The 22549-nt window shown below is 72.7% G+C and carries 23 protein-coding genes and 1 riboswitch; of the genes, 11 read left to right on the top strand and 12 right to left on the bottom strand.

What is annotated here, in order from left to right; genetic code table 11:
• Positions 1-31 precede the first annotated feature (31 nt).
• From ACQEVU_RS54110 to ACQEVU_RS54100, 3 genes are all read left to right on the top strand, one after another.
• Positions 32-358, top strand: coding sequence for a DUF2516 family protein (locus tag ACQEVU_RS54110; RefSeq protein ID WP_433338845.1), 327 nt, complete (start codon positions 32-34; stop codon positions 356-358).
• Between the two features lies 1 nt (position 359).
• Entirely contained in the window at positions 360-1250 is an 891-nt protein-coding gene (locus ACQEVU_RS54105; protein ID WP_433339761.1) for an alpha/beta fold hydrolase, read from the top strand.
• Between the two features lie 139 nt (positions 1251-1389).
• Positions 1390-2127 (top strand): alanyl-tRNA editing protein, encoded by a 738-nt coding sequence (locus ACQEVU_RS54100; protein WP_433338843.1) that lies wholly within the window; start codon positions 1390-1392, stop codon positions 2125-2127.
• On the opposite strand, the gene ACQEVU_RS54095 is transcribed toward ACQEVU_RS54100, so the two are convergent.
• On the bottom strand, positions 2124-3380 hold the full coding sequence (locus ACQEVU_RS54095; RefSeq protein WP_433338841.1) for an AI-2E family transporter: 1257 nt from the start codon (positions 3378-3380) through the stop codon (positions 2124-2126). The genes ACQEVU_RS54100 and ACQEVU_RS54095 overlap by 4 nt on opposite strands.
• Before the next feature lie 152 nt (positions 3381-3532).
• On the opposite strand from ACQEVU_RS54095, the gene ACQEVU_RS54090 reads away from it, so the two are divergent.
• Positions 3533-3868: a GroES family chaperonin gene (locus tag ACQEVU_RS54090; protein ID WP_433339760.1), complete on the top strand. Its 336-nt coding sequence runs from the start codon at positions 3533-3535 to the stop codon at positions 3866-3868.
• Here ACQEVU_RS54090 and ACQEVU_RS54085 read toward each other — a convergent pair.
• Positions 3859-5262: a PrsW family intramembrane metalloprotease gene (locus ACQEVU_RS54085; RefSeq protein ID WP_433338839.1), complete on the bottom strand. Its 1404-nt coding sequence runs from the start codon at positions 5260-5262 to the stop codon at positions 3859-3861. The genes ACQEVU_RS54090 and ACQEVU_RS54085 overlap by 10 nt on opposite strands.
• Positions 5263-5633: 371 nt before the next feature.
• Positions 5634-5749: riboswitch (SAM riboswitch) on the top strand.
• Between the two features lie 14 nt (positions 5750-5763).
• Between ACQEVU_RS54085 and ACQEVU_RS54080 the strand changes: the two genes are divergently transcribed.
• Positions 5764-6957: an aminotransferase class V-fold PLP-dependent enzyme gene (locus ACQEVU_RS54080; RefSeq protein ID WP_433338837.1), complete on the top strand. Its 1194-nt coding sequence runs from the start codon at positions 5764-5766 to the stop codon at positions 6955-6957.
• A gap of 380 nt (positions 6958-7337) precedes the next feature.
• Here ACQEVU_RS54080 and ligD (ACQEVU_RS54075) read toward each other — a convergent pair whose 3' ends face one another.
• Positions 7338-8225 (bottom strand): non-homologous end-joining DNA ligase, encoded by an 888-nt coding sequence (gene ligD, locus ACQEVU_RS54075; RefSeq protein ID WP_433338835.1) that lies wholly within the window; start codon positions 8223-8225, stop codon positions 7338-7340.
• On the bottom strand, positions 8218-9147 hold the full coding sequence (gene ligD / locus ACQEVU_RS54070; RefSeq protein WP_433338833.1) for a non-homologous end-joining DNA ligase: 930 nt from the start codon (positions 9145-9147) through the stop codon (positions 8218-8220). The genes ligD (ACQEVU_RS54075) and ligD (ACQEVU_RS54070) overlap by 8 nt, the downstream gene beginning before the upstream one ends.
• 96 nt (positions 9148-9243) lie before the next feature.
• On the opposite strand from ligD (ACQEVU_RS54070), the gene ACQEVU_RS54065 reads away from it, so the two are divergent.
• On the top strand, positions 9244-10176 hold the full coding sequence (locus tag ACQEVU_RS54065) for a Ku protein (RefSeq protein ID WP_433338831.1): 933 nt from the start codon (positions 9244-9246) through the stop codon (positions 10174-10176).
• On the opposite strand, the gene ACQEVU_RS54060 is transcribed toward ACQEVU_RS54065, so the two are convergent.
• From ACQEVU_RS54060 to ACQEVU_RS54040, 5 genes are all read right to left on the bottom strand, one after another.
• A complete protein-coding gene (locus ACQEVU_RS54060) occupies positions 10076-10624 on the bottom strand; it encodes a hypothetical protein (protein WP_433338829.1) in 549 nt (182 codons plus the stop codon). The genes ACQEVU_RS54065 and ACQEVU_RS54060 overlap by 101 nt on opposite strands.
• Positions 10621-12255 (bottom strand): fatty acid--CoA ligase, encoded by a 1635-nt coding sequence (locus ACQEVU_RS54055; protein WP_433338827.1) that lies wholly within the window; start codon positions 12253-12255, stop codon positions 10621-10623. Before ACQEVU_RS54055 ends, ACQEVU_RS54060 begins: the two co-directional genes overlap by 4 nt.
• A 635-nt stretch (positions 12256-12890) precedes the next feature.
• Positions 12891-14438 (bottom strand): MDR family MFS transporter, encoded by a 1548-nt coding sequence (locus tag ACQEVU_RS54050; protein ID WP_433338825.1) that lies wholly within the window; start codon positions 14436-14438, stop codon positions 12891-12893.
• The gene (locus ACQEVU_RS54045) at positions 14435-14935 is read right to left on the bottom strand and encodes a MarR family winged helix-turn-helix transcriptional regulator (RefSeq protein ID WP_433338823.1); all 501 of its coding nucleotides are present in this window, start codon (positions 14933-14935) and stop codon (positions 14435-14437) included. The genes ACQEVU_RS54050 and ACQEVU_RS54045 overlap by 4 nt, the downstream gene beginning before the upstream one ends.
• A gap of 96 nt (positions 14936-15031) precedes the next feature.
• Positions 15032-15424, bottom strand: coding sequence for a winged helix-turn-helix domain-containing protein (locus ACQEVU_RS54040; RefSeq protein WP_433338821.1), 393 nt, complete (start codon positions 15422-15424; stop codon positions 15032-15034).
• A gap of 192 nt (positions 15425-15616) precedes the next feature.
• Between ACQEVU_RS54040 and ACQEVU_RS54035 the strand changes: the two genes are divergently transcribed.
• Complete coding sequence (locus tag ACQEVU_RS54035; protein WP_433338819.1) at positions 15617-15856, top strand: hypothetical protein; 240 nt, start codon at positions 15617-15619, stop codon at positions 15854-15856.
• A gap of 160 nt (positions 15857-16016) precedes the next feature.
• Positions 16017-16490, top strand: coding sequence for a tetratricopeptide repeat protein (locus tag ACQEVU_RS54030; RefSeq protein ID WP_433338817.1), 474 nt, complete (start codon positions 16017-16019; stop codon positions 16488-16490).
• Here ACQEVU_RS54030 and ACQEVU_RS54025 read toward each other — a convergent pair.
• A complete protein-coding gene (locus ACQEVU_RS54025) occupies positions 16408-17883 on the bottom strand; it encodes a hypothetical protein (RefSeq protein ID WP_433338815.1) in 1476 nt (491 codons plus the stop codon). The genes ACQEVU_RS54030 and ACQEVU_RS54025 overlap by 83 nt on opposite strands.
• A 249-nt stretch (positions 17884-18132) precedes the next feature.
• Between ACQEVU_RS54025 and ACQEVU_RS54020 the strand changes: the two genes are divergently transcribed.
• Positions 18133-18969, top strand: a complete 837-nt coding sequence (locus ACQEVU_RS54020; RefSeq protein ID WP_433338813.1) for a PSP1 domain-containing protein — start codon at positions 18133-18135, stop codon at positions 18967-18969.
• A 102-nt stretch (positions 18970-19071) separates the two neighbouring features.
• A complete protein-coding gene (locus ACQEVU_RS54015) occupies positions 19072-19710 on the top strand; it encodes a LuxR C-terminal-related transcriptional regulator (protein ID WP_433338811.1) in 639 nt (212 codons plus the stop codon).
• Here the strand turns inward: ACQEVU_RS54015 and ACQEVU_RS54010 are convergent.
• The gene (locus tag ACQEVU_RS54010) at positions 19707-20321 is read right to left on the bottom strand and encodes a DeoR/GlpR family DNA-binding transcription regulator (RefSeq protein WP_433338809.1); all 615 of its coding nucleotides are present in this window, start codon (positions 20319-20321) and stop codon (positions 19707-19709) included. The two genes, ACQEVU_RS54015 and ACQEVU_RS54010, sit on opposite strands and share 4 nt — an antisense overlap.
• A 56-nt stretch (positions 20322-20377) precedes the next feature.
• Between ACQEVU_RS54010 and ACQEVU_RS54005 the strand changes: the two genes are divergently transcribed.
• Positions 20378-20995, top strand: a complete 618-nt coding sequence (locus tag ACQEVU_RS54005) for a LuxR C-terminal-related transcriptional regulator (protein ID WP_433338807.1) — start codon at positions 20378-20380, stop codon at positions 20993-20995.
• Here ACQEVU_RS54005 and ACQEVU_RS54000 read toward each other — a convergent pair.
• Positions 20973-22538: a cellulose binding domain-containing protein gene (locus ACQEVU_RS54000; protein WP_433338806.1), complete on the bottom strand. Its 1566-nt coding sequence runs from the start codon at positions 22536-22538 to the stop codon at positions 20973-20975. The genes ACQEVU_RS54005 and ACQEVU_RS54000 overlap by 23 nt on opposite strands.
• Between the last annotated feature and the right edge of the window lie 11 nt (positions 22539-22549).

Genomic DNA, 22549 nt, shown 5'->3' with positions numbered 1-22549 from the left:
GGGCCGGGGGGCTTCGGCATAAGCTCGGTGCATGGTGAGTGCGGTCCCGATCTTCTACGCACAGGTCGAGAACTACATCTCGATCATCGTGTGGATCTTCAGCCTCGTGCTCGGCGCCGCGGCCTTCCTGCACTGCGTGGTGCAGCGCAACGACGCGTTCCCGGCGATCGGCACCATGTCCAAGTCCATCTGGCTCGCGCTCATCGGCGGCGGCGAGCTGCTCACCGCGATCTCCCCCAACCTCGGGCTGGGCTATCTCGGGATCTTCTCGCTCATCGCGACCGGGATCTTTGCGGTGTACCTGCTGGACATCCGGCCCGCCCTGCGCGACGCGGTCGACGGCCACGGCTCCTGGTGAGCTGATGGACTTCCGCTGGCCGCCCCCGCCGGACGGGCGCCCCGACCGGTTCCGGCCGCCCGTGACCCGGGGGCCGCAGACCGGCCGGCCGACGCTGCCCGCGCCGCCGACGGAGCTCGTGGCGACCCCGCACGGAGTCGAGCTCGAGCAGCTCGTCACCGGCGAGGGCGGCCCGGTGACCGTGTTCGCGCACGGGCTCGGCAGCGGCATCGCCGAGACCCGGCCGCTGGGCAGCGCCGTGCACGGGCGGAAGGTGTTCTTCCAGTTCCGCGGGCACGGGCAGTCGGCGGCGCCGGGGGGCGTGTGGACGTACGTCGACCTGGCCCGCGATCTTCGCGCCATCGCCGATCTCTCCGGCGCCACCCGGGCGCTCGGCGTCAGCCTCGGCGCCGGCGCGCTGACCCGGCTGCTGGCCGACAACAACGGCCGGTTCGAGCGGGCCGTGTTCTTCCTGCCCGCCGTCCTCGACACGCCACGCCCGGCCGCCGCCCAGGAGCGCCTCGGCGCCCTGCTCGAGGCGATCGAGGCCGGCGACGCGGCGGCGGTGGCCGACGTGATCTCCCAGGAGGTCCCGGCCCAGATGCGCAACACGCCGTCGGTCTGGGCGTTCCTGCGCCAGCGGCTCGACCAGCTCATGCGCGACGGCCTGGCCGCCGGCCTGGCCAGCCTGCCGGAGCAGTCGGCGATCGACGACCGGGCCGACCTCGCCGCCGTCACCGCGGAGTGCCTCGTCATCGGCTGCCGCGGCGACGACCTGCACCCGGCCGCCGTCGCCGAGCAGCTCGCGGCGGCGCTGCCCCGCGCCCAGCTGCACATCTACGACCGCCCCGGCATCCTGTGGACCCAGCGGGCCGACCTGCGCGGCCGGATCTCCACGTTCCTCAACGCCTGACGGCCCGGCGAACGGCTCACCGGTAGTGGCCGAACGGGTGACCCTCTGACGTGTATCAGAACGCGCCCCGACGGGATCTGTACTGCATGACTACTTCGCAGTGCTGGGCGGGCCCGACCCGCCGCTAAAGTCGGGTTTCATGGGTGTCACACATCACGGCCGCACCTACCGGCTGGACCTGGCCGACCCGACGCTTCGGGAGTGGACCTGCACGGTCCTGTACTCCTCGGCGGAGGACGGCATCGTGCTCGACCGTTCGGCGTTCTACCCCGGCGGGGGCGGCCAGCCCCCGGACCACGGCGTCCTGCTCTGGCAGGGCGTCCAGACCCGCATCGTCGGCACCCGCAAGGCCGATGACCTGTACCTGCAGCCGGCCGAGGGTGACCCGCTCCCCCCGCCCGGCACCGAGGTCACCGGCGCCGTCGAGGACGACCGCCGCACCAAGCTCATGCGCACCCACTCGGGCCTGCACGTTCTGTGCGGCGTGGTGTTCCGCGACTTCGGCGCCCTGGTGACCGGCGGCTCGATGGAGCCCGCGGAGGCCCGGATGGACTTCAACCTGCCGGAGGTACCGCCGGACTTCAAGGCCCGCCTGGAGGAGCTCGTCAACGCCGAGGTGGTCGCCGACCGCAAGGTGGTGACGAAGGTCCTGGCCCGCGACGACGCCCTGGCCCTGCCGGACATCATCCGCACGCAGTCCAACCTGATCCCGGCCGACGAGGAAGAGATCCGCATCGTCGACATCATCGGGCTGGACACGCAGGCGGACGGCGGCACGCACGTCGCGTCGACGGCCCAGATCGGCCGCCTGCAGGTGGTGAAGGTCGAGTCCAAGGGCAAGGCCAACCGCCGCGTCCGCGTCCGCCTGACCGACTAGTCGGCCGAGACGACGACCGCGTCCGGCGGCGGCTCGTGGCGGTGCTGGACCAGGTGCCGGATGCCCGTGTTCAGCACCGCGACCAGCGGTACCGCGACCAGGGCGCCGATGATCCCGGCCAGCACCACGCCCGTCGCGATCGCCACGATCACCGCCAGGGGATGGACCGAGACCGCGCGGCCCATGATCAGCGGCTGCAGGACGTGGCCCTCGAGCTGCTGGACCGCGATCACGCCGATCAGGATGACCACGGCGGTGATGACCCCCCGGTCGACCAGCGCGATCAGGACGGCCACGGCGCCGGAGACCGTCGCGCCGACGATCGGGACGAACGCGCCCAGGAAGACGAGCGTGGCCAGCGGAAACCAGAAGTCGACGTCCAGGAAGAACAGCAGCAGGCCGATGCCCAGCGCGTCGATGAAGGCGACGAGGACGGTGGCGCGGACGTAGGCGACCAGCGTCTGCCACGCCGCCTCGCCGGCGCGGCGGATCGGGTCGCGGGCCGGGGTCGGCACGATGCCGGTCACGAAGTACCAGATGCGCTTGCCGTCGCGCATGAAGAAGAACGTGACGAAGAGGATCAGCAGCGTCAGCGCCAGGAACTCGATCGTCGCCGTGGCGGTGCTGAGGGCGCTGTCGGTCAGGCTGCCGCGGTTGTCGCTGAGCCACGTGGTGGCGGCCTGGAAGGTGGCGTCCAGCTGGCGGCCGCTCAGGTGCAGCGGGCCCGTCGTGAGCCAGACCTGGATCTGTTTCACGCCGGCCGACGCCTTGTCGGACAGGGCCGGAAACCCGTCGACGAACTCGCTGACGACCAGGGTCAGCACGCCGGCCACGGTGGCCAGCCCGCCGATGAGCACCAGGAACGCGGCCAGCGACGGCGGGAGCTTCACGCGGCGGCGCAGCACGCCCATCACGGGGGCCAGCAGCGCGGACAGCAGCAGCGCGATGCTCAGCGGGATCAGGACCGTTCTCAGCCGGCCGATCAGCCACAGCAGCACGGCCAGGGCGGCGATGAGGATCAGCAGGCGCCAGGACCAGGCGGCGGCGATGCGCAGGCCCCGGGGTACCTCGGCGTCGTCGCGGCTGGTGGTCGTCGCGTGGCTGATCTCCTGATCGGGCGCGGGCGGCGGCGGCAGTTCGGCCTCTTCGAGCTCCGCGATGAGGGCGGCCGCCTCGCGCTCGGCCTTGGCCGCCTCCAGCCGCCGGAGGTAGGCGCGGCGCAGGCCCGCCCGCACCGTGTCGAACCGGCTCACGTGTCGAACCTCCTTGCCGGGCAAGCCCGCCCCCCGGCTGGCCAGGACCATTACGGTAGCCCGGGCCGCCGGGTGTTGGCACGCACCCAGGCGGTAGCGTCGCAAGCGTGACAGCTCAACCCGCGGCCGGTTACCAGCCATCCACCGACCAGATGTCCGGCGACCTACCGGGCGACGCCCTGCCGATCCGGCTCCTGCACGACCGGGTGCTCGTGCGGCTCGAGGGCGCCGAGGGGGAACGGCGGCACGTGTCGGGCATCGTGATTCCGGCGACCGCGTCGGTCGGCAAGCGGCTGTCGTGGGCGACCGCGGTCGGCGTGGGGCCGAACGTGCGCTCGATCGTCGCCGGCGACCGGGTGCTGTTCGACCCCGAGGACCGCTCCGAAGTGGAGCTGCAGGGCCGCGACTACGTGCTGCTGCGTGAGCGCGACGTGCACGCGGTCGCGGCCCGGCGGGTCGAGCCCGACTCGACCGGCCTCTACCTGTAGTACATCGGGGGCGGCGGCACGGCCGCGGTCAGGGCGACCGGGACCGGCACGACCGGGGTCGGCGGCGCATCGAGCACGCGCACCACACCGTCGGGGAAGGTGATGTGGTACCGCGCCCCGTCCCACACCGCCCGCGGCGACTGCGGGTCGCGCCCGACGAAGACCTGCCGGTAGGCGTCGAGCGCGCTGAGCAGCTGCCGCTCCTCGGCCAGCGCCTCCATGCGCCGCTTCGGCTGCTTGTCCAGGCCCCGTTGCAGCCCGTCGCGCAGCAGGGCGAGCCGGGTCGCGTCGAACTGGAACGCGCGCATCGCCTTGGCGCCCGCGTCGCCGGCCACGCGTCTGGCCCAGCGGCGGGCCGAGATCCTTCGGCCCAGGGTGCCGAGCGCGGCCACTTCGGGCGGCGAGAACCAGCCCGCCCGTGCGTACTCGCCCAGCACCCGCTCGGTGAGCCGGCCCTCTCCGGCCCGCAGCCACAGCGCGAACCCGACCTGGCACAGGAAGATGGGCATCATCACGGCGAAGTACCCGTACAGCAGCACCCAGGCGCTGGCCGACGCGGTGACCGACATGAAGTTCCAGGAGCCGTGCAGCATCATCGCCGTAAGCAGGCCGGCCAGCGGGGCGAGGAAGCGCACCGCCTTGGTCGACGAGCGCGACGCGACGCCCAGCCCGATGCCGGTCATCGAGGTGAACAGCGGGTGGGCGAAGCCGGTCATGAGGATCCGGACGATGAAGATGGCGATCAGCGCGGCCGCGCCCGAGACCGGCCCGGTCTTGTCGGCGGTCTCGCCGTACCCCTTGAAGCCGAGGTACAGGATGTTCTCCACCATGGCGAAGCCGGTCGCCGACAGGCCACAGTAGACGATGCCGTCGATGATGCCGGAGAACGCGCGCGGGCGGCGCCAGAACAGCAGCACCGGGCCGAGGGCCTTCATGCTCTCCTCGATCAGCGGCGCGAGCAGCACCGCGACGAGGCTGTCCTTGAGGCCGGCCTGCTCGGCGAAGTAGCTGCCGACGGTGTTGACCACCAGCGCGACGCCGGTGGCCACGCAGGCGCCCCAGCCGAAGACGAAGACGAGGTACTTCACCGGCTCCGGCTCGTAGCGATCCAGCCACAGGAAGCAGGTCACGAGCACCGGAACCGGGATGACGGCCGACACGACGCCGACGAGCAGCGCCGTCCAGCCGCCGCTGAACCCGAAGAAGGCGAGCACGGCCACGCCGCACAGGGCGATGAAGCTCATGACGCCGATGAGCATCAACAGCCGCCGCCGGTCGGAGCGCTTGGCCGGCGGCGCGGCGGCGAGGGCGAGCGCCGCCGTCGGGTACTCCTGCTGCCCCGTGCTCGGCTCGGCCGCCTCGGTGATGTTGGGCACCCCGGGCCCCGGCAGCACGGCCGGCCACGGCGCCGGCGCCCCCGGCGCCGGCTCGCCCGTCGGCGGCCCCCACGGATTGGGCGCGGCCTGAGGCGCCGGCCCAGCCTGGGGCGGTGGCCCGGCCTGCGGCGCCGGCCCGGCCTGCGGTGCCGGCGCGGGAGCCGGCCCGATCTGGGGCGATGCGCCTACCTGAGGCGCCGAGGCGGGCGGCGGCGCGGGCGAACCCGAAGCCTCGCCGCCCGGAGAAGCCCAGCTCGGAGGGGCCCAGCCGGCGCCGGAAGCCGGCGAGCCGTCGCCCGGGTTCGGCGGACCGGACGAGGGCGAGTCCGGCGTCCCAGTCGGCGGGAGTTCGCTCATGCCGCAACTTTATCCGCGGTACCGTCGGGTCAGGTCATGAGTGCCAGCGCACAGCCCCGGCTTGCTGGCCGGCAACCCTCGCGTTCGCGGCGGGGTGCCCCGGGTGATGACCCGGCCCGGCACGCGGTGTGCCCGGCAAGCGCGAACGAAGGGTGCTGCCCCATGTCCGATGTGCTGTCCCCCGGCGAGATCAAGCTGCCCGACGGCCGGTCCGTCGACTTCGCCAACCTCGACATCGCCGCCACCGCCCCGTGCCTGCGGTCCGTCGCCGACGTCGTGGCCGACCTGCTGCCGTACTACGGCTCGGTCCACCGCGGCGCGGGCGCGCTGTCGCAGCGGTGCACGCGGGAGTACGAGCTGGCGCGCGAAACCGTCGCGGACACCCTCGGCCACGGCCCGGCCGACACCGTGATCTTCACGCGCAACACCACCGACGCGTTCAACCTGCTCGCGCGGGCCGTCCCGCCCGGCACCACGGTCGTCACGTTCGGCGCCGAGCACCACGCCAACCTCCTGCCCTGGCGCGACGCGGTCCGCCTGCCCGCGCCGAGGTCGCCGGAGGAGGCCGTCGAGGCGTTGGAGCGTCAGCTGTACCGCGGAAAGGGCCAAACCCTGGTCAGCGTCACGGCCGCCGGCAACGTGACCGGCGAGGTGTGGCCGGTGGCGCGGCTGGCCGAGGTGGCGCACCGCTTCGGCGCCCGCATCGCCGTCGACGCGGCGCAGCTGGCCCCGCACGCCGCCGCGTCCCTGTCCGGCCTGGGCGCCGACTACGTGGCGTTCTCGGGCCACAAGCTGTACGCCCCGTTCGGCGCGGGCGTGCTCGCGGGCCGCGCGGACTGGCTCGAGGCCGCCGAGCCGTACCTGGCCGGCGGCGGCGCGAGCGCCCACGTGTCCGACGACGCCGCGGTGCGCTGGGCGAGCGGCCCCGCCCGCCACGAGGCCGGCACCCCCAACCTGCTGGGCGCGGTCGCCCTGGCCACGGCCCTGCGCACGCTGCGCGAGCGGTCGTTCGAGGAGCCCGAGGCGGCGCTGGTCCGCCGCCTGCGCGCGGGCCTGGCCGCGCTGGCGCACACCGAGGAGCTGCGCCTGTTCCCCGCCGACGCCCAGCGGGTCGGCATCGTGTCGTTCGCCGTGCTGGACCGCGACCCGGCGGCGTTCGCCGACGCGCTGGGCCGCGACCACGGCATCGGCGTCCGCACGGGCCTGTTCTGCGCGCATCCGCTGACCCGCCGCCTGCTGGCCGAGGCCGCCGCGCGCAAGGGCGCCGATCGGGCGCCGGCCCAGGCGATCCGCGCGAGCATCGGCATCGGTACCACTGTCGAGCACGTCGACCGCCTCCTGGCCGCGCTGCGCTAGCGCCCTGCCGGGCCGACCGCCTTGAGCACGCCGGGCCGGCCACGGATCGCCGGCCGCGCTCCGCGGTGCTTGGGGTGCGCGCCGGCCCGCGATCGCGCGGTCGATGCTCCCCCGCGGTCTGCACTGCCCTCGGGAGCCGGGCGCACGATCGGCGCTCGCCCGCGGGATTGAGCCCCGCGGGCTGCGCAGGGCCGCCTGGACTGGGACCGCCCCAGGCCTGTTTTGGTCCCGGCGCGCGGCCGACCGCTGGCAACAGCCCACCACCTGCCGCCTCGCGATGTGCACCCCGCGCGAACCATCGACCCGGATATAACCGATAAATCCGATATGTCCGTCACGAAGTGGCGGACATATCGGATCACCAAAGCGAAAGCGGCGACCTAGTCGACAGCTTGCAGGAGATCGCCCAGCGTTTCGATGCGCTCCAGGACATAGGACGGGGTCAGGTCCGTGGCGGTCAGTTCTCCCGCCTCGACCTCGGGCCAGGACAGCGGGGCGCTCACCGTCGGGGTTTCGCCGGCGCGCAGGGAGTACGGCGCGACCGTCGTCTTGAAGGCGTTGTTCTGGCTCCAGTCGATGAAGACCTTGCCGGGGCGCAGCTGCTTCGCCATTTTGGCGACGATCAGGCGCGGGTGGGAGGCGGCCAGCTCCTCGGCCAGGGCCTTCGCGTAGGCGCTCACCTCGTCGGCCGGCTCGTCGCCCGGGAGCGGCACGATGAGCTGCATCCCCTTTTTGCCCGACGTCTTGGCCACGCCCGCCAGGCCGTCCTCGGCCAGGCGCTCGCGCATGAGCAGGGCGACCTCGTAGCACTCGGGCAGGCCGGCCGGCGGGCCCGGGTCGAGGTCGACGACGAGCTGGTCGGGGTCCAGCGCGCGGCCCTCGTCGTCGACGCGCCACTGCGGGGTGTGCAGCTCCAGCGCCGCCAGGTTGGCCAGCCACACGACCGTGGCGACCTCCTCGACCACGATGAAGTCGATTTTCTCGCGGTTCTTGGTCGAGCCGGGGACCGGCAGGCGCACGGTGCGGACCCAGTCGGGGGTGCCGCCGGGCGCGTTCTTCTCGAAGAAGCTGTTGCCCTCGACGCCGTTGGGGTAGCGGGTGCGCGTCAGCGGGCGGCCGGCCAGGTACGGCAGCAGGGTCGGGGCGATGCGCGTGTAGTAGTCGAGGACCTCGGCCTTGGTGAAGCCGGCGCGCGGGTACAGCACCTTGTCGAGGTTGGAGATCTCCAGCTGGCGGCCGTCGACCTCCACTCGCAGCCGGTCAGGCATCGCTGACCTCCTCCGGCGTGAGGTCCGGGCGGATGCGCAGGAAGCGCGGGAAGCGCAGCCGGCCGTCGCGCGTGCGGTGGCCGAACTTCACCTCGACGACGAGGTGCGGGTCCACCCAGACGGCGCCGCGGGCGTCCTCCCGGGGTACCGATGCGCCGAACGGATTCTGGCTCGTCGACAGCGGCTCGAGCGCGGCCAGCAGCTGCCGTTCGGCGGCCCCGGAGATGCCGCCGCCGACGCGGCCGCGGTAGGCGAGGCCGGTCTCGCTCGGCACGCCGACCAGCAGGGCGCCCAGCGCGCGCTTGCCCGGGCGCCAGCCGCCGACCACGAACTCCCGGCTCTCCTCGAGCTTCACCTTGATCCAGTCGGTGGTCCGGATCCCCTGGTGGTACAGCGAGTCCGCCCGCTTCGCCACCACGCCCTCGAGCCGGTTCTCGCGGCTGGCGGCGACGGTCGCCGCGCCGTCGTCGAAGGACGGGGGCACCATCGCGCGGGGCCCCAGCTCCAGGGTTTCGAGGCGTTGGCGGCGGGTGCGGTACGGCAGCGAGACCAGCTCCTCGCCCTCCGCCCGCAGCGCATCGAAGACCAGGTAGGTGACCGGGACGGTGGCGGCCAGGCGGGCCGCCCGGTTGGGCTCGCGCACGTGCATGCGCTCGGCGAGCACCTGGAACGAGGGCTGGCCGGCCTCGTCCATGGCCACGACCTCGCCGTCGAGCACCGAGTCGGCGAGCCCGCGCCCGATGGTGGCCAGCTCCGGGTAGGCGGCCGTCACCTCGGCCCCGCTGCGCGCGAAAAGCCTGGTCCGGCCCTCGGCGACGACCGCGATGGCGCGGATGCCGTCCCACTTGAACTCGTACGCCCAGCCCGGCCCGGTGGGCAGCACGCCGGGCGAGGCGAGCATCGGAGACGGCGGGCCGGCCATAGCCACACCATAGTTCGCCTTGGAGTTCCTCGCGCCCAGGTCAAAACGATGCGATTCTGTTGGTTGAAGGTCCACATCCTGCGGAAAGGGATCTCCATGCGCGCGATCTGGAAGGGCGCGGTCTCCTTCGGGCTGGTCTCGATCGCCGTGCGGCTGTACTCGGCGACCGAGGAGAAGGACATCCGGTTCCACCAGGTGCACCGGGACGACGGCGGGCGGATCAAGTACAAGCGGGTCTGCTCGATCGACGGCGAAGAGGTCGCCTACGACGACATCGCCAAGGGCTACGACCTGGGCGGCGGCGAGATGGTCATCCTGACCGACGACGACTTCGCCGAGCTGCCGCTGACCACCAGCCGGGCGATCGAGGTGCTGGAGTTCGTCCCGACCGAGCAGGTCGACCCGATCCTGTACAACAAGGCGTACTACCTCGAGCCCGAGCAGACGGCCGCCAAGCCCTACGCGCTGCTGCGCGACGCGCTCACCAACACCGAGCGGGTCGCCATCGTCAAGGTGGCCCTGCGCCAGCGCGAGCAGCTGGCGACGCTGCGCGTGCGCGACAACGTGCTGGTCCTCAACACGATGCTGTGGCCCGACGAGATCCGCGCCGCGAAGTTCGACATCCTCGACGAGGACGTCACGGCCCGGCCGGCCGAGCTCGCAATGGCCGGCTCGCTGATCGAGTCGATGGCCGCCGACTTCGACCCGGCGACCTACACCGACAACTACCGCGAGGCCCTGCAGGAGGTCATCGACGCGAAGGTGGCCGGGCGCGAGGTCGTCCAGCCCGAGGAGGCCGAGGAGGCCCCGGCCGCGGCGGTCGACCTCATGGCCGCCCTGCGCGCCTCGGTCGAGCGCGCCCGCGCCGCCCGCGGCGAGGAGCCGGCGGCGGCCCCGGAGGCCGAGGCCGAGTCGGAGCCGACCCCGATCAAGAAGGCCGCGGCGAAGAAGGCGGCGCCGGCGAAGAAGACGACGGCCGCGAAGAAGACGACGCCGGCGAAGAAGGCCGCGGCGAAGAAAAGTGCGTGAAGTACACGGTCGCGCCGGCCTGGTCGAGCAGTAGCCCGTCGCCGATGTCCAGCCAGTGCGGGGCCGGCGGCGCGAACGGGCGCAGGTCGGCGGGGATGTCCGGGGCGCTCGCGGGCGTCGCCGCCGCGGCGAGGCTCGTCGCCGTGGCCTGGTCGGTGACGACCAGGCCGTTCATCTCGTAGTCCATCGGGCCGATCTCCGGGCACTGGCGGGGGCGGGCCTCGCGCTCCTGCCAGTGGACCGAGCGGATGGGTTTCAGCCGGGGGTACATCTGCTCGATGCGGGCCGGCTCGGTGAACACCGCGGTCTTGGTCGGCTTCGTCGGGTCCGCGCAGCCGGCCAGGCCGGGCAGCCAGTCCTTGAGCTGGGTGGCCACGCCGCAGGCCGCCGCCACGCAGGCGATGACGGCGGCCGTGATGAGCAGCGCGATCTTTGCCGGGCGGGTCACCCGTTGATCTGTACCACCTCCAAAGCCCCGCCCGCATAGTCGGCCCGGACCCGCTTCTTGTCGAACTTGCCGACGCTCGTCTTCGGAACCGCCTCGATGAACGACCAGCGCTCCGGCAGCTGCCAGCGGGCCACCTTCTCCGACAGGAACTCGCGCAGGGTGTCGGCGTCGGCGCTCGCGCCCTCGCGCAGGACGACCGTGGCCAGGGGTCGCTCGCCCCACTTCTCGTCGGGCACGCCGACCACGCAGGCCTCCAGCACCGCGGGGTGGGCCATCAGCGCGTTCTCGAGGTCGACCGAGCTGATCCACTCGCCGCCGGACTTGATGACGTCCTTGGCGCGGTCGGTGAGGGTGAGGTACCCGTTCGGGGTGAGCGTGCCGACGTCGCCGGTGCGCAGCCAGCCGTCCTCGAACTTGTCGGGGTCGGGGCCGTCCTCGCCGATGTACTGCGCGGTGATCCACGGGCCGCGGACCTGCAGTTCGCCGACCGCCTTGCCGTCGGCCGGCATGACCTCGCCGGCCGGGCCGACGATGCGGCCCTCGACGCCGGCCGGGATGCGGCCCTGGGTGTAGCGGTACGCCCACGCCTCCGGGCCCTCGACGCCGTACGGGGCGCGGGAGACCGAGCCGAGGGGGGACATCTCGGTCATGCCCCACGCGTGGATGACCTGGATGCCGTAGCGGTCGGCGTAGGCGTGCATGAGCGCCGGCGGGCAGGCCGAGCCGCCGATGACGACCTCCCGGAGCGAGGAGGTGTCGGTGGGGTTGGCGTCGAGGTACGCGAGCAGGTCCGTGAAGATCGTGGGCACCGCGCCGGCGAAGGTCGGCTTTTCGGTCGCGATCATCTGGGCCAGCGGCGCGGCCTGCAGGAAGCGGTCCGGCATCACCAACGAGGCGCCGCTCATGAGCGCGGCGTAGGGCAGGCCCCAGGCCATGGCGTGGAACATGGGCACGATGCACAGGTCGCGGACCTGCGGGCCGAGGCCGAAGCTCTCCGCCATGCACACCTCCATCGAGTGGAGGTAGATCGAGCGGTGGGAGTAGGCGACGCCCTTGGGGTTGCCGGTGGTACCGCTGGTGTAGCACAGCGCCGCCGCGTCGTCCTCGTCTAGCACGGGCCAGTCGTACGTGTCCGGCTTGCCCTGCAGCAGATCGTCCCAGCGGTGTACGTCGACCCCGTCCTTCTGCAGCTTCGAAGTGTCACCTTCACCGGCGACCACGATGTGCCGGACCGTCGTCAGGTGCGGCAGCACGCCGGCCAGCAGCGGGATCAGCGTCGAGTCGACGATGACGACCCGGTCCTCCGCGTGGTTGGCGATATAGATCAGCTGCTCGGGGAACAGCCGGAGGTTGAGCGTGTGCAGGACGGCGCCCATGCTCGGCACGGCGAGGTACGCCACCAGGTGCTCGGCGTTGTTCCACATGAGCGTGCCGACCCGCTCGTCGCCGGTGACGCCCAGCTCGCGCAGGCCGTGGGCGAGCTGGGCGGCCTGCCGGCCGACCTCGGCGTAGCTGGTGCGGCGCGCGCCCTCGCCGGTCCAGGTCGAGACCTCGGACTCCCCGTGGACGGTGCTGCCGTGCTGCAGAATGCGAGAGATCAGGAGGGGTGTCTTCATCATCGTGCTGCGCATGGACAGCACGCTAATGTGCGCTGCGCCACATTGGAACCCCGTGGTTAACTCGCCAGTAACCAGCCTTGTCGCGCTGTTGCACGAAAAATCCGGCACCTTCGGCGCCGGATTTTTCGGACTTATCACGATAAAGCGGGTTCTCCTTGGGCGGCGCCACGGTGTCGAGAGGCGGTTTCTGAAGCGCGACTGTGCGCGGACGCCGCAGGCCCGGGAGTCACGGACCGCGCCCACGGCGGACGTCGCGGCAGCTCGGCGCATGAGCGCGACTGTGCGCGGACGCCGCAGGCCCGCGAGTCACGGACCGCGCCCACGGCGGACGTCGCGGCAGCTCGGGCGCGGACGCGCAGGCCCAGGAGTCACACGGCGCGCGAGGCGGGTTCTGGAGCGCGACTGTGCGCGGACGCCGCAGGCCCGGGAGTCACGGACCGCGCCCACGGCGGACGTCGCGGCAGCTCGGGCGCGGACGCGCAGGCCCAGGAGTCACACGGCGCGCGAGGCGGGTTCTGGAGCGCGACTGTGCGCGGACGCCGCAGGCCCGGGAGTCACGGACCGCGCCCACGGCGGACGTCGCGGCAGCTCGGCGCATGAAAAAGGCCCGGCACCTCGCGGCGCCGGGCCCTTGGTTGTTCAGGCGATCAGAACGCGCCGACCTTGGCCTCCATCTCGGCGGCGGCCTCCTCGCCGTCGGCCGGGGCGGACGGCGCGGCGCCCTGCAGGGCCTTGTTCGGCAGCGCGATCGTGATCAGCGTGCCGACCAGCGCGACGACCGCGGCCGACAGGAAGACCGGGTGCAGCGCGTTGACGAAGATGTGCTCGACCATCTGCAGCTGGGCCGGGGGCAGCGCGCGGACCTGGGCCGGGGCGTTGATCGACACGCCGCCGGCGGCGCCGTGCATCTGCTTGGCCAGCTGGTTGTTCATGACGGCGCCCAGGGCGGCGACGCCGACCGAGCCGCCGAGCGAGCGGAAGAACGTCGCGGCCGAGGTGCCGGCGCCCATGTCGCGCAGGTCGACCGCGTTCTGCACGGCCAGGATCAGCGGCTGCATCGCCAGGCCCAGGCCGACGCCGATGATGGTCATGTAGATGAACGCCTGCCACAGCGGGGTGTCGACCTGGAGGCTGGTGAACAGCAGCAGGCCGGCGCCCATGACGACGGTGCCCGCGACCGGGAACCACTTGTAGCGGCCCAGCTTGGAGATGACCCGGCCGGCGACGATCGACGTCACGATGACGCCGGCCATCATCGGCAGCATCAGCAGGCCGGAGCGGGTGGGGGTGGCGCCCTTGACGATCTGCAGGTACAGCGGGACGTAGATGATCGAGCCGAACATCGCGAAGCCCAGGATGAACGTCGAGGCGTTGGCCAGCGAGAACGTCGGGCGCTTGAAGAGGCGCAGCGGCAGGATCGGCTCCTCGGCGCGGGCCTCGACGAAGACGAACGCGACGGCGAGGACCGCGAAGGCGGCGAACAGGCCGATGATCTTCGGCGAGTCCCAGGCGTAGCCGTCGCCGCCGCCCAGCGAAAGGGCCAGCAGCAGCGCGCTCGACCAGGCGACCATCAGGGCGGCGCCGGCGTAGTCGACGCGGTGGTCGCGGCGGGTGTGCGGCACGAGGCGCAGCACGCGGGCGCAGACGTACATGGCGAAGATCGCCAGCGGCACGTTGATGTAGAAGATCCAGCGCCAGTCGTGCTCGGCGAAGTAGCCGCCGACCAGCGGGCCGGCGACCGAGGAGATGCCGAACACGGCGCCGAACAGGCCCTGGTACCGCGCCCGCTCCCGCGGCGCGACGACGTCCGAGACGATCGTGAACGCGAGCGTCATGAGGCCGCCGGCGCCGATGCCCTGCAGGGCGCGGGTGGCGATCAGCTCGGGCATGTTCTGCGAGAGGCCGGCCAGCAGCGAGCCGAGCAGGAACGTCGCGATCGCGAACAGCAGGACCGGTCGGCGGCCGTAGAGGTCGCTGATCTTGCCGTACAGCGGGGTCGACGCCGTCGAGGCGAGCAGGTAGGCGGTGACCACCCACGAGTAGTGGTCGAGGCCGCCCAGGTCGCCGACGATCGTCGGCAGCGCGGTGCCCACGATGGTCTGGTCAAGCGCGGCCAGCAGCATGCCGGTCATCAGGCCGCCCATAAGCAGCAAGATCTGCTTGTGGGCGAGTACAGGCCGGGCCTGTGTGGTCATCGGGCGTCCCTTTCCAAGGTTGTGCCACTCTGAGGAAGTCGTTCGGCGATCGACTCGTTGAGCCGGGTGAAGAGCTCGGCGAACTGCTGCCGCTGCTGCGGCGTCCAGTCGGCGAGGAGCTCCTGCCAGATGGCCAGCCACCGCTCCCGGTTCTCGGCGAAGACCTCGCGCCCGAGGTCGGTGACCTCGACCAGGCTCGCCCGCTTGTCGGACGGGTCCTGGAATCGGCGGATCAGCCCGGCGCTCTCCAGCGCGGCGGCCTGCCGGCTGACCGTGGAGAGGTCGAGGCTCACGTCGGTGGCGAGGGTCGACAGCCGGGAGGGTCCGTCGACCGCGACCCGGCTCAGCAGTACGTAGGCGGGGCGCTCAAGGCCGCGACCGGCCTCGTTCCATTTGAGCGTCGCGAAGAGCCGCTCGGACAGCCGGATGAACCGGCCGACCTGCCGCCCGATCGCGGCATGCTCGCTGTCCTCGTACACGCTCGTCGGCTCCCCCATCGGTCGATACTTGCTTGCCACAAGCATCGGTACCGAGGGCAGCCGACATCAACCTATTAAGGGGTGATACGCGTTACTGCGGCCTGAGCTGGGAAATCAGTCCTCGCGGCCGAACTCGTAGCGATCGGCCGGATACGCCTTGTCGCCGACGACGAGGACCGGGACGCCCTCCATCATGCTGTGCTCTTTCTTCTCCGCGGGCGTCGGCATGCGCGCGGTGACGACCTCGCCGGCGTGCAACCAGACGCGCTCGCGAGGCTGGAGCGAACGAACCCGGCTGCGATATCCGCGCTTGCTCTCTACAAGTCCTTCACTACGCAGATGAGCCATGGCGTCACGGATTGTGTCGCGCCCGACGTCGTGCTCCTCGGCCAGATACTTCTCCGAGGGCAGCAAACTCCCTGGTGGGAGCTCCCCACTGATGATCTGTTGCCGAATCGCGTCCGCGACCTGTCGATAGAGCGACAGGCCGGAGCTCCGGGAGATCATGCTGGCGACCATACGAAGGTCCATCGGCCAGCCTCTTTCTGGCCTTAGGGCCTCTCGGCTACTATATCGGCAGGCGCGGGACAGGGCTGGGCGGTTCGGTCCCGCGCCACCCCCCAGACCGGGGTGTGGCGCCCGTTCCACTGCTGCGAGCCGCGCGGGCGCCACACCCCCTGGCCGAGAAGGAGCCCCGAGATGCCGATCGAGGAAGAGCCCCTGAGCCCCATCGTCGCGATCGATCTGCGCTTCCTGAACGCGGTCATCACCGAGGACGAGGGCGACCCGATCCTCCTGGTCGACGACGGCGACGTGCAGATCGAGTTCACGTCGGGCATGTGCGGCACGCGGGAGCAGGCCATCATCGGGGCGCAGCGGCTGGCGTCGACGGCTCTGGAGTACGCCGCGACAGTCCGGCGGCGGCCGGCCTCGAGCTGATCGCCCCGCTCCCCCGAATCACCCCCGCGTCGCCACTGGGTCCCCCAGGGCGATTTTTTGTTTCTCTGACGTCCGTCAGTTGATCCGAACGCCGCTATCGACAATCCCGCACTATCAGCGAGAACCTCGGTGACCAAGCTGGCCTCGCCACCAGCTAGGCATGCTCGCGCAGGATCGCGGCGACTACGCCAAGGCCGAACGCCGCTACCAACAATCCCGCACTATCAGCGAGAAGCTTGGTGACCAGGCCGGCATCGCGATCAGCTTGAGCCAGCTGGCCAACCTGCGGACCGCGACCAGCGACAGTGCCGCGGCGACTCCTCTGCTCATCCAGGCACTGTCGATCAGACTCGCCATCGGCGTGCCGCAGGCTGTCAACGACATCAGAGATCTCGTGGACATTCGCGATCAGATCGGGGAGAACGCGTTTTCCGAGGCGGGTTGTCGACGGCGACTCCTACGACGATCTCATTGCGCTGCTGGATGCCGAGGAATGAAAAACGCCGCCCGGGCAGCTCCCGAAGGAACTGCACGGGCGGCGAAGGGGCTTCTCAGGCCGCCGAGCGGCGGCGGGACAGCACGACGAACAGGCGGCCGGCGACCAGCAGCAGCAGGCCGGCGCCCAGGATCATGAAGGCCCGCGGGCCCGTGACCGGCAGGGTTCCGCCGCCGCCGCTCACGTCGCCGTAGCCGCCGGGGGCGCCGCCGTAACCGTAGCCGCCCGACGGGGTGGCCGCGGCGGCCTCCAGGGCGCAGATGCCCAGGTCCAGGATCGTGGTCTTGTCGGGCTGGTCGCCGCCGTAGCCGCCGGACGACGACTTCCATGAGGTGCGGACGATCAGCTTCACGCGGACCGAGTAGGCCTTGGCGTACAGGCCGGTGGGGCTGGTCTGCTTGGCGAGGGTGCCGATCTCGACGCGGAGGATGACCACCCGGGCGGGGTGGGCGCGGGAGCCCTCCGGGGCGTGGACCGTCGACTCGCCGTGGCCGACCGCCGGGAGGCCCGGCAGCAGGGTGTCGAGCAGGGACTCCGGGATCGCCGTGACGCCGGACAGCGTGCCGGACAGGGCCGACGTGGCGCCGCCCAGGAGGTCCAGCAGGGAGATGCCGCTGAGGACCGGGAGGTTCTCGGTGCGGGCCAGGTCCTCGGCGGCGTTGCGGGCGGCGCCGTCGACCGGGACCACGATGTCGGCGTGGGAGCCGGCCGAGTCGATGCGCAGGGCGTCGCGGCCGGGGATGCGTACCTCGAGGACCGGCGCCTTGAAGTCCGCGGTCTTCTTCGGGCCGGCGGCGACCGTCAGCGACGGGGCGCTCAGGACCTTCACGCCGATCGCCGACGGCGAGCCGGGGAGCAGGGTGAAGTCCGCGATGCCGCCGGTCGCGGTGGCCGAGGCGGCGGCCTTGCCGCTCTGGGTGGCGACGGCCGTCGACGTGCCGGCCTCGATGGCGCCGAAGCGCAGCAGCGCGCGGCCGCCGCGGGCCGGGAGGATGGCCAGGCCGGCCAGGCGGGCCTGGGCGGTGGCGCGCGGGCCGGCCGCCTCGGTGCACTTGGCCGCGTCCTGCCAGGTGGCGTGGGCCTGCAGGCGGCCCGTGCCCGTGGCCAGGGCGCCGATGTTCAGGCCATCCACGGGTACGGTCGCCGGATCCTGATGCGGGGGCGGGGCCTGCTGGTAGGCGCTGGGGCCGATCAGGCCGGGGGGCAGGACGCCGCTGCTCTGGATGTAGCGGGCGTCGGCCGCGGCCCGGGCGGGGCCGCCCGCGAAGCCGGAGTGCGCGGTCGCGGCGCGCAGCTCCGGCAGGGGTGGCTGGTTGAGGCCGAGGGGGCGCAGGTCAAGGCCGCCGACCGCGAGCGTGTTGCTCGCCGCGGTCGCGCCGAAACCGTCGGGGCAGCCCGAGCTCTCCGCCGCGCCCGCCGTCGCGGGTGCCGCTAACGCGACCGGGCTCACTGCTCCGAGCACCCCCGCGGCGGCGAGGGCGACGAGGTACCGGGCTGTTTTTGGGCGCGCGGAAGCTACTGGTGCCGTCATGACTTGGGTTCCTCCGAGACCGGGGAGTTGCGGGTTGCAAGCCCGTAGGGCGTGCCACTGCTGCCCCCAACGAGGCCTTCCCCGGCGGAGTTACGCCCGGGTTTACGGGCTCATCCGCACTAGTAACGACGAAAGGCGTGAGATGGGTACGGGGTCCACCAAAAGTGGCGAGTCGGACTTTTCCCGCCTTTTCGCATCATCTGGCCCGAGCCATAGGCGTGCGACGTGGCCCGCGTTACTGTGATCGCCATGGGCATGCTGTGCGCGGTGAGTTTCAATCGCTACGGACGGCTGTTCTACTTCGATCCCGGTGACCTGCGGCCGCAGGTGGGCGACCGGGTGCTGGTGCCGACCGACGACGGGCCCGAGGTGGCCGAGTGCGTCTGGGCCGCCCAGTGGGTCACCGAGGAGACCGAGGGCTTCCCGCGCCTGGTCGGGCTGGCCGGCGACGACGACCTGCGCCGCGACGAGCTGCTGCGCAAGCGCAAGGCCGAGGCCAAGGTCGCGGCGAAGCGGCTCATCCGCGACCACGAGCTGCCGATGAAGGTCGTCGCAGTAGACCACGTGCTGGACTCCACGGGCGGGCAGGGCGCGCGGACGACCATCTACTTCACCGCACCCCATCGGGTGGACTTCCGCTCGCTGGTGCGGGACCTCGGCGCCACGCTGCACTGCCGGGTGGAGCTGCGCCAGCTCTCCGCCCGCGACTCCGCGCGCGTGCAGGGCGGCATCGGCTCGTGCGGGCGCGACCTGTGCTGCGCCACGTTCCTCAACGACTTCGAGCCGGTCACCATCCGCATGGCCAAGGACCAGGACCTGCCGCTCAACCCGCTGCGCATCTCCGGGGCGTGCGGGCGACTGATGTGCTGCCTGAAGTACGAACACCCCCTATATCAGACATTTCAGGCGAATGCCCCCGCCGTCGGGGCGCGGGTGAGCACCCCGGAAGGCGACGGGCGCGTGGTCGGGCACAGCGTCCCGCGCGACTCGGTCATCGTCCGCCTGGACGCCGACGGCTCCCGATGCTCGTGCAGCCGGGCGTCGGTCTGCGGCTCGCGCCAGGCCTACGAGGAGCGCCACGCCTGAGCCGCCGGCGGCGGGACGGTCACCGTCCGGCCTCAGGGATGCGAACATGGCCGCAGTAGCGGCCGGCATCGATGGCACGGCCGGGAAGAGGGGGGTTCCCGCGTGGTCACCGTGCTCATCGCGGACGACAACAGCATCGTGCGCGCGGTACTGCGCGAGACCCTCCACGGCGCCGCCGACCTGACCGTCGTGGCCGAGGCGGCGAACGGGGTCGAGGCGCTGGAGCTGGCCGCCCGGCACCGCCCGACCGTCACGCTGCTCGACCACCGGATGCCGCTGCGCGACGGGCTTTCGGTGGCGGCGGCCATCGGGGCGTACAGCCGGGTGCTCATGCTGACCCGCAGCGTCGAGGAGCGGGTCGTGCTCGACGCGGTCCGGGCCGGCGCCCACGGGTTCCTCGTGCACGGCCAGTTCGCGCCGGCCGAGCTGCTGCAGGCGGTCCGCGCGGTCGCCGGTGGCGAGTCGCACCTGTCGCCGTCGGCGGCGCGGGTGCTCGTGGACACGGTGCGCGCGGCGCCCCGACCGACCGACCACTATGGACTGTCCAACCGGGAGCGCGAGGTGATGGACCTTATCGCCCGCGGACTGTCCAATGCGGACATCGCCCGGACGCTGGTGCTGTCGCCCAAGACGGTGGAGAACCACGTCAACCACATCTTCGCCAAGCTCGGCGTGGCCAACCGGCGGGCCGCCGTGGCCCGCTGGACCCCCAATCCGGGGCCCGGCGGCACCCAGGACTAGTGGGTGCGCACGACGACGTCGACGTCGCGGCTCGCGCACAGCAGCACCGGCCCCGTCCGGCCCTCGGCGCCCCGCGCCACGACCAGCGCCCGGCAGCGCGCGGCGCCCGCCATCCGCCGCCACAGGGCGGCCGCGCCCGGGTGCGCACCGGTGACCGCGCCGTCCGGCTCGTACCCGTGGCAGCCGAGAATCGCCACGTCGGCCCGCAGGTTGGCGAACGCCGGGCCGGCCAGCGGGTCGAGCAGCAGCCCGGTCGCGGGGTCGTAGGTGCCGCCGCTGAGCACCAGGTTGATGCCGGGCGCCCGGCGCAGTACGTCGGCGACGGCGAGCGAGGCCGTGCACACCGTCACGCCGGCGAACGCGGTCAGCCCCGCCGCGACCGGCACGAGGTCGTCGAGGAAAACGACGTCGCCCGAATGCACGAGCTCGGCCGCGTCGGCCGGCAGCGCCGCGCCGCCAAGCGTGCGCACCACGCGCCGGGCGGCGACCAGCGCCCGCAGGTCGCCGCGCACGGTGACCGCGGAGACCTTCAGCTGCGCCGCGAGCTCGGCCACGCTGAGTTCACCCCGCTCGGCGAGCAACGCCAGCAGCCGTCCGTGCCGCACACCCATGCAGGAAGTTTCGGAATCGATTGCACCCCAGGCAAGTCCATGGTGTCGTGGCGACCGTGACGAAGGTGCTGGTGGTCAGCGGGGCCGGGCACGCGCTGGCCGAGCTCGTCCGCCCGGCCGCCGACGCCGTCGAGGTGCGCCCGCTCGCCGAGGTGCTCGCGGCCGGGGGCGGCGGCGCGGACCTGATCGTGCTGCACACGACCGCAGCGGTACGCGAACTGGCCGCCCTGGCCGCATCCCCCGCCCCGCGGCCGCCGGTCCTGATCGTCACCAACGGCATCGTGCCCGGCGACGTGCTCACCGCCCTGCGCTCGGGCGCGCGCAGCATCCTGATCGACGGGCAGTACACCCGGGCCGACCTCCACGACGCGGTGCGCGCCACGGCGGCCGGGCACAGCCGGCTGTCCCCGTCGGCGCTGTCGGTCCTCGTCGACCACGTGCAGAGCCGGCCGCTGGAGCACGGGCCGGGCCCCTTCCGCCAGCCGCTGACCCGCCGCGAGCTGGACATCATGGAGCTGCTCGCGGCCGGCGAGCCCAACGGCTCGATCGCCGACCGGCTCGACCTCGCCGAGAAGACGGTCCGCAACCGGGTCAGCCAGATCTACCTCAAGCTGCAGGTCAACAACCGCACCGAGGCGATCGTGCACTGGCTCAGCCGCACGGGGAGCCGTTGACGGTGAAGGCGGTCGGGTTGGGGTTGCGCTCCGTCCACGTGCCCTGCAGCCCGAACGTCAGCGACTTGCCGGGGTCCAGGACCGGCCGGTCGTTCGTCGGGGTGACCGTGACGTTGGCCCCGTCCTGCGAGGCGATCGCGTTCCAGTAGCTGTAGAGCTTCTGGCCGGCCGAGTACTGGAAGGCCATCGACCAGCCCCGCAGCGGCGCGGCGCCGGTGTTGGTCAGCGTCACGTTGACGACGAAGCCGTTGGCCCACTCGCTCTGCTTGATGTACATGACCTGGCAGAGCCGGGTCTCGGCCAGCGTGGTGGAGGTGGTGCCCGGCACGGCCGGGGCGCTGCCGGACGCCGGGGTGGACGGGCGCGCGGTCACGGAGCGGGCCGCGGACGGGGTCGTCGCCGCGCCCGACGGGGAGCGCCCGGACGCGTCCCCGGAGGCCCGCGCCGTCGCCGGGCCCGCCGTCGCCCGCGGATCGAAGGGCAGGCCGGTGTCCTGCCCGGCGAGCGGCGTCGTGTGCGCGTCGGGCGTTTCCAGGATCAGAACGGCCGCCAGTGGTACCAAGGCAGCCGCCACCGCAGCGGCCAGCCGGACGCGCCCCGAGGGCCGCCGCGCGTCCTCCACCACGGCGCCGGGCACGGTCGCCGTCACCCGGGTGCCGCCGCCGGGGCGCGACCAGACGTCGAGCTGCCCGCCGCAGACCCGCGCCCGCTCCTGCATGCCGACGATGCCGTGGTGGCCCTGGCGCTGCAGGTGGGCGAGGCTGTCCGGCACCAGGAACCCGTCGCCGTCGTCGCGGACCTCGAGCGTGATCGCGTCGCCGTCGCGCCCGAGCGTCACCGCCACCGTCTCGGCCCGCGCGTGCGCCGCGACGTTGCGCAGCGCCTCGCGCAGGATCCAGCACAGCTCGATGCCGGCCTGCGGCGTCGGGTCGGTCCCGTCGCCGTCGTCGAGCCCGGCGCTGTGCAGGATCACGCCGATCCCGGTGCGCGCCGACCACTCCTGGCTGATCGCGGCGACGAGGTCGGACAGCGGCGCGTCGGCCGGGCTGGTGCGCAGCTCCTCGATCAGCCCGCGCGCGTCACGGGCCGCCTCGCGGCTGCCGTCGGCGAGCGTCGCGGCCAGCCGGGAGGCCCGGTCGGGCTCGTCGAGGCTGTCGGGCAGGGCGGCCGCGCCGAGCGCGATCGCGTCGAGGGTCTTGCTGAGCGAGTCGTGCATCTCGCGGGCCAGCCGGGCCCGCTCCTCGGCCGCCGCGGCGGCCCGGATCCGCCGGCCGCGGGCGGCGCGGTAGCGCCAGGCGTACAACGCGGCGACGGGCAGCGCGCCGGCCACGACGACGGCGACCTTGGCCGCCGCGCCGTCGGCGAAGAACAGCAGGGGCAGGGCCAGCAGCGCGCCCGGCCAGCCGAGCAGCGCGCCGGCCAGCGCGGCGGCGAGGATCAGCAGGATCGCGGCGGGCAGCGGCGCGAGCACCGTCGCGGCGGCCACCGCCGCGCCGGCCGCAACGAGCGCCGCGCCGGCGCGGAGGCGGAGATGGTCACCCATGGCCCGTCGAG

Source organism: Dactylosporangium sp. CA-139066, from assembly GCF_050936175.1.
Classification (GTDB): Bacteria; Actinomycetota; Actinomycetes; order Mycobacteriales; family Micromonosporaceae; genus Dactylosporangium.
Note: the sequence above shows the minus strand (reverse complement) of the source record. Positions and strands in the feature narration are given on the sequence as shown.

Coding starts and splice junctions, on each gene's coding strand:
- ligD (WP_433338833.1), bottom strand. CDS start 9,147: ATGGCCGGCCCGCCGTCTCCGATGCTCGCCTCGCCCGGCGTGCTGCCC.
- ACQEVU_RS54050 (WP_433338825.1), bottom strand. CDS start 14,438: ATGACCACACAGGCCCGGCCTGTACTCGCCCACAAGCAGATCTTGCTG.
- ACQEVU_RS54025 (WP_433338815.1), bottom strand. CDS start 17,883: ATGACGGCACCAGTAGCTTCCGCGCGCCCAAAAACAGCCCGGTACCTC.
- ACQEVU_RS54020 (WP_433338813.1), top strand. CDS start 18,133: ATGGGCATGCTGTGCGCGGTGAGTTTCAATCGCTACGGACGGCTGTTC.
- ACQEVU_RS54040 (WP_433338821.1), bottom strand. CDS start 15,424: ATGATCTCCCGGAGCTCCGGCCTGTCGCTCTATCGACAGGTCGCGGAC.
- ACQEVU_RS54090 (WP_433339760.1), top strand. CDS start 3,533: ATGTCCGGCGACCTACCGGGCGACGCCCTGCCGATCCGGCTCCTGCAC.
- ACQEVU_RS54035 (WP_433338819.1), top strand. CDS start 15,617: ATGCCGATCGAGGAAGAGCCCCTGAGCCCCATCGTCGCGATCGATCTG.
- ACQEVU_RS54065 (WP_433338831.1), top strand. CDS start 9,244: ATGCGCGCGATCTGGAAGGGCGCGGTCTCCTTCGGGCTGGTCTCGATC.
- ACQEVU_RS54100 (WP_433338843.1), top strand. CDS start 1,390: ATGGGTGTCACACATCACGGCCGCACCTACCGGCTGGACCTGGCCGAC.
- ACQEVU_RS54110 (WP_433338845.1), top strand. CDS start 32: ATGGTGAGTGCGGTCCCGATCTTCTACGCACAGGTCGAGAACTACATC.
- ACQEVU_RS54055 (WP_433338827.1), bottom strand. CDS start 12,255: ATGCGCAGCACGATGATGAAGACACCCCTCCTGATCTCTCGCATTCTG.
- ACQEVU_RS54045 (WP_433338823.1), bottom strand. CDS start 14,935: ATGGGGGAGCCGACGAGCGTGTACGAGGACAGCGAGCATGCCGCGATC.
- ACQEVU_RS54010 (WP_433338809.1), bottom strand. CDS start 20,321: ATGGGTGTGCGGCACGGACGGCTGCTGGCGTTGCTCGCCGAGCGGGGT.
- ligD (WP_433338835.1), bottom strand. CDS start 8,225: ATGCCTGACCGGCTGCGAGTGGAGGTCGACGGCCGCCAGCTGGAGATC.
- ACQEVU_RS54030 (WP_433338817.1), top strand. CDS start 16,017: ATGCTCGCGCAGGATCGCGGCGACTACGCCAAGGCCGAACGCCGCTAC.
- ACQEVU_RS54080 (WP_433338837.1), top strand. CDS start 5,764: ATGTCCGATGTGCTGTCCCCCGGCGAGATCAAGCTGCCCGACGGCCGG.
- ACQEVU_RS54000 (WP_433338806.1), bottom strand. CDS start 22,538: ATGGGTGACCATCTCCGCCTCCGCGCCGGCGCGGCGCTCGTTGCGGCC.